The 13,196-nt window shown below is 35.5% G+C and carries 9 protein-coding genes; 4 read left to right on the forward strand and 5 right to left on the reverse strand.

Annotated features, from left to right (window positions below; translation table 11 throughout):
• Positions 1-22 precede the first annotated feature (22 nt).
• Positions 23-3,115 (reverse strand): protein translocase subunit SecDF, encoded by a 3,093-nt coding sequence (gene secDF, locus L2586_RS14270; RefSeq protein ID WP_262914159.1) that lies wholly within the window; start codon positions 3,113-3,115, stop codon positions 23-25.
• Positions 3,116-3,365: 250 nt separating this feature from the next.
• Between secDF and lysM the strand changes: the two genes are divergently transcribed.
• Together lysM and L2586_RS14280 are read left to right on the forward strand one after the other, a co-directional pair.
• Positions 3,366-3,830 (forward strand): peptidoglycan-binding protein LysM, encoded by a 465-nt coding sequence (lysM, locus tag L2586_RS14275; RefSeq protein WP_235293592.1) that lies wholly within the window; start codon positions 3,366-3,368, stop codon positions 3,828-3,830.
• 63 nt (positions 3,831-3,893) lie between these two features.
• Positions 3,894-4,436 carry a DUF4403 family protein gene (locus L2586_RS14280; protein WP_235293593.1) on the forward strand — a complete coding sequence of 181 codons (543 nt, stop codon included), beginning with the start codon at positions 3,894-3,896 and terminating at the stop codon, positions 4,434-4,436.
• Between the two features lie 20 nt (positions 4,437-4,456).
• Here L2586_RS14280 and L2586_RS14285 read toward each other — a convergent pair whose 3' ends face one another.
• From L2586_RS14285 to L2586_RS14300, 4 genes are all read right to left on the reverse strand, one after another.
• Positions 4,457-5,413: a D-2-hydroxyacid dehydrogenase gene (locus tag L2586_RS14285; RefSeq protein ID WP_235293594.1), complete on the reverse strand. Its 957-nt coding sequence runs from the start codon at positions 5,411-5,413 to the stop codon at positions 4,457-4,459.
• 20 nt (positions 5,414-5,433) lie between these two features.
• Positions 5,434-6,546 (reverse strand): DUF547 domain-containing protein, encoded by a 1,113-nt coding sequence (locus tag L2586_RS14290; protein WP_235293595.1) that lies wholly within the window; start codon positions 6,544-6,546, stop codon positions 5,434-5,436.
• Positions 6,547-6,657: 111 nt separating this feature from the next.
• Positions 6,658-8,907, reverse strand: coding sequence for a TonB-dependent receptor (locus L2586_RS14295; protein WP_235293596.1), 2,250 nt, complete (start codon positions 8,905-8,907; stop codon positions 6,658-6,660).
• Between the two features lie 16 nt (positions 8,908-8,923).
• Positions 8,924-9,403, reverse strand: coding sequence for a hypothetical protein (locus tag L2586_RS14300; RefSeq protein ID WP_235293597.1), 480 nt, complete (start codon positions 9,401-9,403; stop codon positions 8,924-8,926).
• A gap of 124 nt (positions 9,404-9,527) precedes the next feature.
• Here L2586_RS14300 and mutS point away from each other — a divergent pair, with 124 nt between their 5' ends.
• Positions 9,528-12,167, forward strand: coding sequence for a DNA mismatch repair protein MutS (mutS, locus tag L2586_RS14305; RefSeq protein WP_235293598.1), 2,640 nt, complete (start codon positions 9,528-9,530; stop codon positions 12,165-12,167).
• Positions 12,164-12,967: a hypothetical protein gene (locus tag L2586_RS14310; protein ID WP_235293599.1), complete on the forward strand. Its 804-nt coding sequence runs from the start codon at positions 12,164-12,166 to the stop codon at positions 12,965-12,967. The genes mutS and L2586_RS14310 overlap by 4 nt, the downstream gene beginning before the upstream one ends.
• Positions 12,968-13,196 lie beyond the last annotated feature (229 nt).

The following is a 13,196-nucleotide window of genomic DNA, read 5'->3' on the forward strand; positions in this document are numbered from 1 at the left end:
TTATATCATTTAAAGTTGATTCTTATTTAGCATTAGCTGCTGCTTTAGAAAAACCTTTAGTTTCTGTTTTTGCTTTTGATTTTACACTTAAGTCTTTCGTTAAATCTCTAATAACTGGAGTTGCAACGAAGATAGAAGAGTATGTTCCGACTAGGATACCAATAAATAATGCAAAAGCGAACCCTTTAATAGCACTTCCACCAAAAACCAATAGTATTGTTACAATCAACAATGTGGTAAACGAAGTGATAATTGTCCTTGAAAATGTACTGTTAATCGCCATGTTTAATACTTCATCTGTTGATTTACCAGTATAGATACCTAAGTATTCTCTAATTCTATCAAATACTACAACCGTATCATTTATCGAGTAACCAATTACTGTCAGTAAGGCTGCAATAAAGGCTTGGTCTATCTCAAGTGAGAATGGTACTCTACCCCAAAGAAGTGAGAACAAACCTAATAAGATTAATGAATCATGGAATAATGCAGCAACCGCACCTAATGAGAATTGCCATTTACTAAATCTAATAAAGATATATGCGAAGATTAGTATCAAAGCAATAATACCTGCGTAGAATGAACTCTTCTTAATATCATCCGCGATCGTAGGACCAACTTTAGAAGAACTAATGATGTGAGTTGTATTTTCAGCATCTGCTTCTGCAAAGTTGTCCATATCTATTCTCCCTCCAGTAATATCATTAAGACCTTCTGCTAATTTCTCAGTAACCAATGTTATAGCATTATCATCTGTATTGTCAATCTGATATTTTGTAACAATATTGAATGTGTTTTCTGTATCCACAGATTTCACTGCAGGTTCAGTTTCTAAGAATGAAGCTAAACCTGTTTTCAACGTTGCTGCATCAACATCAACACCTTGCTCAAACTGAACATTGTATGAATATCCACCTTGGAAATCTACTCCTAAATCTAAACCTCTTGTAAATAAAGAAGCTAAACCTAAAATGATTAAACCACCAGATATAACATATGCATACTTTCTTTTACCGATCCAATCTATATTAAGATTAGCAAATGCATTCTTAGAAGGAGCAGTCCAGAAACTCATAGAGCCTCCTCGACCCATCCACCAGTCAATCATCAATTTACCAACTAATACTGCAGTAAATACAGATGAAATAACACCAATAATTAAAACAATAGCGAAACCTTTAATCGGTCCAAGACCATAAAAGTTTAAGACCATTGCAACTAATATCGTTGTTACGTTTGCATCTATAATTGCAGAATAAGAGTTCTTGAAACCATCTGAAATCGCAGCGAGCGATGTTTTTCCGGCCCTGAGTTCCTCTCGAATCCGTTCAAAGATGATCACGTTCGCATCCACGGCCATACCAATGGTCAGTACAATCCCCGCCATACCTGGTAATGTAAGAACGGTATTGATTGATGCTAAGACTCCAAAAATGAATACTAGATTTAATAAAAGTGCAATGATGGAAACGATACCTCCACCTCCATAGTAGAATACCATGAATGCTAGTATTAATAAAACCCCAATCACTAATGATCTTAAAGATCTTCTAATATTTTCCTTACCCAAAGAAGGCCCTACAGTAGATTCTTGTATAATTCTTGTCTTAGCAGGTAACTTACCAATCTGTAAGATATTAGCTAAATCAACAGCTTCTTGAACTGAGAATCCTCCAGATATAGATGAAGAACCTCCAGTAATCGGTCCGTTTACTCTTGGCGCAGAAACTACAGTTGAATCTAGAACGATCGCAATCTGACGATTTCCATTCTGTGCAGCTTTAGTTGTAAGGTCAGCCCATATTTTTCTTCCTTTAGAGTTCATTTGTAATGAAACCTGAGGTTCACCTGTTGTAGGATCAGGACTCTGAGATGCATTAGTAATAACATCACCTTCTAAAGGAGCAGTACCATTATTCCTAACTTTAATAGCATACAGTTCATATTCCCTAGTTGGATTACCGTCTGCATCTAAAGCAGGATCTTGTGACCATCTGAATTGCATATCTTTTGGAAATAAAGAAGCAACTTCAGGAGTTCTTAATAATTTGAGAACTTCATTTCGTTTATTCTTTTCAGCTGTTCCCATAGTTGTAAGACTATAAGAAACTTGCTGTCCAGCAGCACCATTCAGATTGAAAATACTAAATAATGGTCCATTTCCAGCAAGATTAGCTGAAGGAGCTTCAGTTATACTCATTACAGAATCAGTAGGAGATCCTATCGAATCGTATTCGGTATAAGTCCAAGAAGTATCATAAACAGCAACATTATCTGTTGAATCACCTTGAAGTAATTTCAATTTCTCATTCGCTTGAACAAATGCATCTTGAACACCTGGGTCACTTATCCAGTAAGTATCCCAAAACTCAAGTTTCGCACTTGCAGACAAGAAATTACGAGCTCTTTGCGGGTTCTCAATTCCTGGAATTTCTACGATGATTAAATTTCTAGCAGCATCTAAGAATACATTAGGCTGTGTAACTCCTAACTTATCGATACGTTCTTTAAGTCTGTCAAAAGTTAATTGAACAGTCTCATTAGACAATCTTCTCAATACTTGAATAACATCTCCGTTAGAAGACTCTGTATTGATTTCATCTCGCATGCTCTCATTTCTAAGGAATATTCTAGCTAGAGGTTTAGCACCATCTATCTTCTGATATTCGTTAGCAAATAAAGTGATGAAATCACTTTGAGAGTTTTTCAATGCTTCATTAGCACTATCCATTGCTGATCTAAAATCAGAATCTTTAGAATTGTTGGACAATGTAACAAGTAGCTCATTCAAGTCAACTTGAAGAACTGCACTCATACCACCTTTAAGATCCAGCCCTAAACCTAGTTGCTGTTTCTTAAGATCATCATAGGTGTATGATTTGATCAATGGAATTTTAAAAACATCCTCACTTGAGACCGAATCTAAATATTGAATCCTCGCCGCTTTTCTGGCAGCTAATTGCTGTGAACTATCATCATACTGGGAAGCTATCTTCTCAGCATATGCATCAGCATTATTTTCTATTTTGTTCGTTGGAATGACAAATAAGTATTGAAAAGCACTTACAATAATCATCAAAACCAAAAAAAACTTTATTAAGCCTTTCCCTTGCATCTATCTTATCTTTGTTATGTAATTCATTTGAAAAAACTGCGCAAATATAAGAGTTTTACCTTACTTATTAGGAATTAATTAATTTATCTTTAAATCTTATCATTTTTTCTGTAACAGATGCATTACCAAATCCTTATATATTAAAGAATTACGTGGTGCAAATTTAGGGTCAAGAAAGATATCTATTCGTATTAAAAAGTTTTTATATTAGAGCCAAGCAATTTGCATAATCAAAACTAAAATTAAGAAAATGGGTTTATTTTCATTCTTTAAAAAAGCCGGTTCTAAAAAACTAAATGAAGAAGCGGAGGCAGCAAAGGCGGAAGCTGATGCAGCAGCTTACAAAAGCAAATTATTAGGAGATATCGTTAAAAGTTTAGACATTGACATTGAAGACTTAGAAGTTTCTCTTGATGATGATGTTGTTACTGTCAGTGGCTCTGCGGATTCGCAAGCGGATAAAGAAAAGGTGATCCTAGCACTCGGTAATGTAGAAGGCATTGCCGCTGTTGATGATCGTTTAACAGTTGAAGTAAGTGAACCAGCAGCTGTTTTTTATGAAGTAAAAGGCGGTGATTCACTTTCCAAAATTGCAAAAGCTCACTACGGTGATGCAATGAAATACATGGAAATTTTCGAAGCAAACAAACCGTTACTGAAAGATCCTAATCAAATTTATCCTGGGCAAGTTCTTAGAATTCCGCCATTGGATTAAGCAAAAAAATATTTTATAAAGCGCATCTTGTAGATGCGCTTTTTTTTTATAAAAAATATACCAATGGCAATAGTTAATCTAAAATTGACCTACCCCCAACTTTCCGAATTACTTCAAATCGAAGCAAATAAGCAAGATATTAATGTAAAAGGTTACGATATTAAAATTTCTAAATTTGTGATTGGTGAGGAAAATGGGAAACTAAGAATCACAGGTGAATTGGTTTCAAAATGGAATGCCTACTTTGACTTTTCTGCTATTCCAAGTTTTATTTCTGACGAAAACAAACTCGATCTCCAAGACATCAAATTAGATCTTGATGCGTCCAATCTGATCTTTAAAGGCATTCTGAAATTAGCTAAAGGAAATGTTATCAAAAGACTGGAGAAAATTATCGAACAACCATTAAACGAACAAATCGAAATCGCCAAAACTCAACTAGATGCAGAGTTAAGTAAAGCTCCCCTGCCCTATAATCTCAAACTTTACTCGAATACTAAATCTATAGAAGTGCTTGAATTGCAAGCTCTACAGGAATATTTATTTATTCAACTGAAAATGGAACAAGAAATCAATATTAACTTTGCAAATCCGACATCAACATAGCATGTATTAGCCGGAAATCTCTACGCATTTACCACATTAATAGGTGATCCTTGCTTAAATGCCTCCACATTGGCTTCTAAAATTCTCATTAACTTCTTCCTTGCTTCTACCCCAGCCCATGCAATATGAGGCGTGATATAACAATTTTCACAGTCGTATAATGGATTATTCTTTTCAGGTGGCTCATTAACCAACACATCTAATACCGCTGCTCTTATCTGCTTATTCTTAAGTGAAGAAGCTAGCGCTTCTTCATCTATTAATGGTCCTCGACCAGTATTTATAAGAATACTACTAGCCTTCATCTTAGCTAAGCTATCTTTATTAATGAGGTTTTTCGTACTCTCATTTAAGGGTACATGCAGTGTAATAATATCGGAAGCTTCGAAAAGGGTATCTAAATCCACAAAACCAACACCAGGTCGCTCATCTCGTCTTGGATGTCTATGATGACTGATCACTTTCATGCCTAGCGACTGAGCTATTTCATTTACTTTTTGCCCAATCTGACCAAAGCCAATTATTCCTAAAGTTTTATGATACACATTTGTGACAGGTTCGTTGGTATATGACCAATCGTTTTTCTCTGCCCAAACTCCTGCCTTTACTTCTTTACTATAAGTCTCTATTCTATTATAGATAGCAAAAATACTAGCAAAAACATGCTGAGCTACGGATTCAGAACTATAACTTGGCGCGTTACAAACAACAATGCCATTCTGCTTAGCTACTTTCGTGTCTATGATGTTATATCCTGTTGCAGATACACATATACATTTCAAATTCGGCAATTGATCAAGTACCTCCTTGCCAAAAGGAACCTTATTCGTGATAACGATATCTGCTTCCGCTGATCGTTGAACAATAAGATGCTCTGGTGTCGACACATATAAAACCACCTCACCTAATTGTTTAATCCCTGACCAATCTAAATCCCCTGGATTCAAATGGTAACCATCTAGAACTACTATTTTCATCCAATGAAAGTAGTAAATCCTTATTTATTATTCAAGCTCCAATTATACTCTGTGTAATCTATTTTTGCATTGCTGTTTATTTCAACTTCAGCGTACTTGTTGAGAAATGCAATTTTGTCTCCGAAATCCACACCATACCAGTCGAAAATTTTAGAAATAGTTACTGATTTGCTAGCAATCGTATTGTACTTCGAGTTATTTATAAATGACTTGGTTTGTTTTTCCAATAAATCATTCAGGTTATCTGCTGTAAAAGCTTTATTCGCTAATGGAGGACAAGATTGGGCCGCACAATTCACCGCGAAATGTATTCTTGGTTCTTTGAATTCTGGTCGTATAATGTCATTCTCTATTTGATTAAGACTGTATGTTTTCCCACCAAGCTTAATCCACGTCTTATCCCAAGGTTTGCCACCACTAATATCTTGGATCGAATTAACAGGGTAATTATCCAATATTAATTTGATAGTAAAAGCATTATATGCATTAATCCAATAAGCTAGTTTTTCATTTCTGGACCAATCAGATTGCACTGAATTCTTATCAAGATCACTTAAGTAATCATCTAACTTGCTAATGTATTTTTTCAATGCAGCGTAGTCAACAATTCCTTTAGTTGTAACATGTGCAGACAAAAGGCTATTAAAAGCGGAATGATCTGGTTTTGCAACAGTTTTTACCAATTCTCTCTTTTCTAATCTATTTAAATTATCTACTGCTTCAATTTTCTTTACCATTTGTTCTTCTACTGCTAATTCTTGATTATTTTCTTCACCACTCACATTTTTCACCAAATCCCTTTTTTCTAATCTCTTTGCCATTTTCACCTCTTCGGCAATGCTTTCTAATTGCTTCTGCATGAGCCATTCTTTGTCTGCTTCGCTAACCTCCTCCTTATTTTCAATAACTTCTCCCTTTTTCAGAAATCGTTTTGAAACGCGATTGACTTGTTTTTTAGAATCCTCCTTTTCTTCTAGATTTTCATCTTTACTTAAAATAGGTGGAGTTTCAGCTTCAAAACTTTCTCCAAGTTCTAAATTCACAGCAGATTCATCTGCGCTAACTTCTACCGCCTTATTTTTCTCTGCGCATGAAAAAGTCATCGCTAATATTAAAAGGAATGTTGATATCATTAGGAATTTCATTTTTTTGTTCAAGTTTATAAAGGTTAAATAAAACTTTTAGTTCTTATGTTTAGATACATTTCAAACTAAAAGTTCGGTAACCGACAATTTTACTTGCATCTAAAAACTTACATCTGTTCTGAAAGAAAAGTTTCTCGGTGCTTCTAACAAGGCAGGTCTAACGGTGTAAGCTGCATTGAGTAGATTATTGACCAAAAAACTAAATTTCAATTTCTTAAACTTATAACTGGCTCTAACATTAGTAATATAATACCCCTTATTATTAACAGATCTAAAATTATTTAATCCTGGAATAAATAAATTGAACTCTTCATCTATGGCGAGCATATGACTTACATATCGACCATTTATACCTATTGCGATACCTCTAAATGTGGCTTCTATGTCCATTTTTACATTGTGAAGTGATCTATACTTAAGCACATTAAAATCTTCTGAAGAAGAATTAGCAACATTATCATTAAAATCTTTATACCTCGGATCTAAATATGTATAACCCGTAAGAAAGGTAATCGGCAACTTCTTCGTGCCTAACTTTCCTGTAAAATTAATATCTAATCCCCTTATTCTTGTGTCTCCTATGTTGGTGGATTGAAAACCAAAAACACCATTCTTTCCTGTCAATAGGAATTCCATCATTTCATCATACTCTGACCAGAATGCTGCAACATCCAAAAAGGCATATAAATCTCCTAATTTTATACCTTGCTTCATTCCAATTTCAGAAGACCATCCAAATTCAGATTTCAATTCTGAATTGGTAAAAATTCTAAAACTTGCTAAGCCAACAGTTGTGAACTTTTCAGCAATGGTTGGAAATCGATAACCTTGCCCTATCGATGTTCTAATAAAAGTTGCCTTTCCTACCTTATAATTTAACCCTAATCGAAAAACAGGCTTCGCTTCTTGAACAAAACCTTCTGCAACTTCCTCCGTAAATGTTCCGTCTTCTACTAAAATATCACTATTCCTAAGGCTATTGTATTCATATCGTGCACCAAAGGATACATTTAAACGGTCTCCGAATTTTTTATCCAATTGCGTATAAATTCCAGCATTCGACGATCTATAAGTTGCGCCTCCATACAGACCAGCATTAATATTAGTTCTTGTTCCAGTTATACCACTTGTTAATACGAGACCGCTCTGATCGAATTTCTTTTGAAACTGATATTCACCATAAAATAAGAGGCTAAAATTGTCTAGTCCATTTGCCGCGCCATTATCTGTATAGTATGTTCTTCCTTGAAAACGATGTCGATTGTTGAATTGATCAAAATGTGTAACATAAGGATCGAAAATCCAGCGATTATTAAAGGAATTTACTTCTGTGCCCACGAATGGCTTGTAAGCTCCTCTTAATGCATTCTCCCAAAAGATAAAGCTTGAATTATCTGACAAGTTACCTATAATATTAAGTCCTGCTGTCGTTCGATCTGATATTCTAAACCTATTATTCAGAATAATTCGACCTCTTTTTTGCTTTGTATCTTGTCTAAAACTTTCTAGCTGAAAATATTGTAGTCCCGCAACTAAATCATACTTTTTAAATTTGTGTTTGTGAAGCACATTTGCTCCCAAAGAATAAGGAGCATCATCCCACCATTTAGTCCTGATATCTTTCGGACCATCATAATAAGAATAATTAATGGAAGCTTTTGTTTCAGGAACAGATCCTGGCTGAGCATACCGAACATTAATAACGCCATTCAGCGCAGACGAACCATACAATGCAGAACTTGCACCTTTTAAGACTTCTACCTGTGCAATATTTTCTAATGCAATATCATTCCAGTTCGGAAAGCCAGCATCTGGTTGTAAAGCAGGAATATTGTCAATTAACAAAAGAACACGACTTCCAGCACCATATGAATATCCCGATCCTCCACGAATACTTGCCTGTCCATCAATAATTTCAACGCCAGGAAGAAGATTCAGGGTTTCGTCTAAGCTTTTACTGTTAATACTCTCAATAATCGAAGGCTTAAGCACTTCTATGGAAACCGTACTTTCGGCAATATTCTGCTCGATCATACTAGCAGAAATAACCGCCGTTTCTAATAAATTATTGGAAAGATTAAGCGAAATGGTAACGAAGGAATCAAGGTCACTAACTACAACTCGTTGCTGCTCATAGCCGATATAACTTGCTGCAATCCAACTATCTGCTGAAGAAACTAAAATTTGAAATTCCCCACTTAAGTCAGTAACAACAGTATCAATCGCGCTAGACACCGTTGCCCCAATTAGTGAGGTTTCATCCACTCTGGAGATGACCTTCCCTGATAACCGCACAGTTTGTGCCGATAGGAAAGTTGAAATAAATAAAAGACAAATCGTGATTCGCATGAACCAAAATAAGCAATTATTCTTCTATTTCTGGAAAACTTATAGGAGTAATCATAGGAAGCTCTATCCAGTTAGCTTCTTCTGAGCTGATTGCCCAAATTCTCATGATACCACCGGACGCTTTTGCAATATGTTTAGCAAGAGAAGTTAAGCTCTCGTAGTAACTTGCACCAACAGTTTGTGGTAATTTTGCAAGTATAGGATTCAAATTTCTTAAAGCCTCAGCTAATTCAACATTACGTTCTTCGACATCCTCAGGAAGTTCTTTGATTCTAGCTTCTAAGTGCTCTTCAAAATTTTCTCCTAAGTCAGCGTAAAATGCTCGCAATACCTCAGGTCCTGAATATTCTCTAATGTGCGTTATTTTTTCAGCCCACTCTTTTTCTTCTTCGTCAATTTTGCCATCAGCTCCAGCAATTAATATCGAAACATTAAATACAGCTTCCTTAAGTTGAGCGTATTCTTCTAGACTAATATTTTGAAAATATGATTTCATCTCTGCAAATTTTGGTGCAAATTTACTTTTTATTCAATATTCAAGTAATATTTTCAGGTTAATTTATTCAAACACATCAAATAATTTAATATATCAATTATATATATTTAATTTTGCTGGTTCAATGAAGACGAAGACAGCAAAGAAAAATAAACCAGCGAAGCAAACTCCACTAATGCAACAGTACTTTGGAATGAAAGCCAAGTATCCTGATGCTATACTATTGTTTAGAGTGGGAGATTTTTATGAAACTTTCGGAGATGATGCCGTAAAAGTGGCAGAAGTCCTGAGTATCATTCTCACGAAAAGAAACAATGGAGGTGTGGATATTCCGTTAGCGGGATTCCCATACCATTCTCTAGATGTTTACTTGCCTCGACTGATCAGAGGTGGTTATAGAGTGGCAATCTGTGAACAACTAGAAAAACCGAGTAAGGAAAAGAAAATAGTCAAAAGAGGTGTAACAGAAGTTATTACTCCTGGCCTAACGGTAGATGAGAAATTACTCGACAATAAAAGCAATAACTTCCTTTGCGCCATTCACAACTTTAATGATAAATTTGGAATTGCATTCTTAGACCTCTCTACAGGAGAATTCTTCATCAGTCAAGGAAATCAACTCCGCATCGAAAAGCTGATTCAAAGTTTTCAACCTTCTGAAATCATCTATTCTAAGGCTATAAAAAATAAAATTGAACAGTTCGCTGGATCAGATTATTACAAATATCACCTTGATGAGTGGATCTTCACTTCTGATTTCGCGACAGAACGCTTACTGGATCATTTCAAAGTTCAAAGCCTAAAAGGATACGGTATAGAAGAAGTGATGGAAGGCCAGATTGCCGCTGGAGCTATTTTGTATTATCTGGAAAGTACAGAAAACACAAAAGTCCAGCATATTAATTCGATTAGTCGAATCCAACTTGATGACTATGTCTGGTTAGATCGATTTACCATTCGAAATTTAGAATTAGTTCACAGCAATCATCCAACTGGGATTCCTTTAATAGATATTCTAGATAAAACCATTTCACCGATGGGTTCTAGGATGATGAGAAAGTGGGTCTTACTTCCTTTATTATCTGTCTCGAAAATTAATGAACGACTAGAAATCGTTTCCTACTTTAAAGACAATATAAACCAAGGCGAAACCCTCAGAAAGCTTTTAGGTCAGATCGGTGATCTAGAGCGATTAGTAGCTAAAATTAGTACGGGCAGAATTGCACCAAGAGAATTGAAGCAATTAGAGAATGCATTAAGTCAGATTCCCGGAATTATGGCATTATGTGAGGAAACTGATAAGGAAACACTACTTCATCTTAGTGCTGGTTTTAATCCTTGTGAAACCGTAAAAGATAAGATCGCTGCTACCATTAAATCTGACCCGCCTTCTATGATTTCTAAAGGAGGAGTTATTATGGACGGCATTCATGAAGAGTTAGACGAACTCAGATATATTGTATCTAACAGTAAGAGCTTACTAGTTGAGATTCAAGAAACAGAAGCAGAGAAAACAGGCATAACCAATCTGAAAATCGGCTTTAATAATGTATTTGGTTACTATCTTGAAGTGACTAATAAATATAAAAACCAAGGTCTAATTCCTGATAATTGGGTTAGGAAACAAACGCTCACAGGTTCTGAAAGATACATAACCGATGAACTGAAGAAACTAGAAACGAAAATACTCGGTGCCGAGGAAAAGATACTAATAATAGAAGAGCAGCTTTATCTTGACTTGATAGAATCCATCTATGATTTCATTCCGATCATCCAGCACAATGCAAGAATCGTGGGACAATTAGATTGTTTGCAAAGTTTAGCGCTCGTTGCGGAGGAAAATAATTATTGCAAACCAACAGTCGATGAATCCTACAGGATTGAATTAAAAGATGCCCGCCATCCAGTTATCGAAAAACATATGGCTATCGGTGAGTCTTATGTTCCTAACGATATTATGCTAGACATGGATGATACACAGATCATGATGATTACCGGTCCTAATATGAGTGGTAAGTCTGCCATTCTTAGACAGACGGCATTAATATGCTTAATGGCTCAGTTGGGATCATTTGTTCCAGCATCTTCAGCATCCTTAGGCTATATTGACAAACTGTTCACTCGTGTCGGAGCATCTGATAATATTAGTTCTGGAGAATCTACATTCATGGTTGAAATGAATGAAACTGCATCCATCATGAATAACATTTCAGACCGTAGTCTAATACTTTTAGACGAAATCGGAAGAGGAACAAGTACTTACGATGGAATATCTATTGCATGGTCCCTTGCAGAGTTTTTGTATACAAATCCGAAATGTTCACCGAAAACATTATTCGCAACACATTATCACGAACTGAACAAATTAGCTGATCGCTATGATCGGATAAAGAACTTCAGTGTCTCAACTAAGGAGATCGGACAGAAAGTAATTTTTCTAAGAAAACTAATTCCTGGTGGGAGTAATCACAGTTTCGGAATCCATGTGGCTCAGATGGCAGGTATGCCCCAAGAGATTGTTCTAAGAGCTCAGGAAATTCTCTTGGAATTAGAACAAAAGTCTTTTGAAGAAGGTGAGGAAGGAGCTGGAATTGCTGATAAATTAGATAAGGTTAATAATCCACTACAACTTTCCATCTTTGAAACTGTTGATCCAACAGCAGGAAAAATAAAAGCAGCTTTACAAGAAGTTGATATCCACAGAATGACACCGATCGATTGTATGATGAAATTAAATGAACTGAAAAAGTTACTGGAAGAATGAGGAAATTCATAGGGTTTCTTTTTATGTCAATTTTATTTTCTTCTTGTCTTACAGATCTAAGAACAAAATCATTGCGTTCACCAGAATTGTATACTCCTGAAATGCATGAGCAAGGGGTAGAAATTCTTAAACGATATGCGAAAGTTTCAGGAGAAGATAAGTGGAAAACCATTAATAGCTACCAAATCTACTTCAATGATGATTTCTTTGGTCTGATGGGTGGACTGGCACAACCTTTTAAAAATAAAAGGAATAAGTTTAAGCTTAACTACTACACACAAGAAAACGCTGGGACACTAGAGTTTCTTAATGGTAAGAAAGAAGGCCAAGTTTGGGGATATAATGAAGGCAGCTCATATATCAAAGAAACCATCAATGCAAAACCCATTGACAAGGATAAAAAAGGCATTAAGTTCTGGCTTCCTACTTACCAATACTTTATAGAATTTCCATTCCGAATTTCGAATGCTGATATTATTTACTTCGTAGGAGAAGACAAATATGGTCTGAATGTATATGACAAAGTACTCGTGTCATGGAAGCAGGCTGCGCCCCAACGAAAAATCGACCAATATCTATTATGGTTAAATAAAGATACCGGATTAGTGGACATCTTACAGTATACCATTAGAGATCAAGGAGCAATTTTTAAAGGAACGGCCTTTATCGAAGAACATACTAATTATAATGGCATTGTGATTCCAGCCTTATTTCGAGTTTATCTAAAAAAGAGTGGACGCAGACCATTGCATATTATGAGACCCCATCATTTTACAGCGACAGATTTTATAGTGGAGTAGTCGAAGAAGGTAGAGTTTAGAGTTTAGAGGAAAACTATCAGTTTTATTATCTTAGACTATCTTTTAAAAGTTAAGGGAAGGACAGAATTAATTTTACGATACGAGCAGGTTATTGATACTACAGTTTTCAAATCAATATTAAGAAGGAATATTTCCAATGAGCAATTTTAATTAGAAGCAAAAGCTAATGAGTTAAAAACGTAAGAATATCTTCCTTTTAGTCTCCAAT

Origin of the sequence: Portibacter lacus (assembly GCF_021533215.1) — a bacterium.
GTDB classification, from domain to species: domain Bacteria; phylum Bacteroidota; class Bacteroidia; order Chitinophagales; family Saprospiraceae; genus Portibacter; species Portibacter lacus.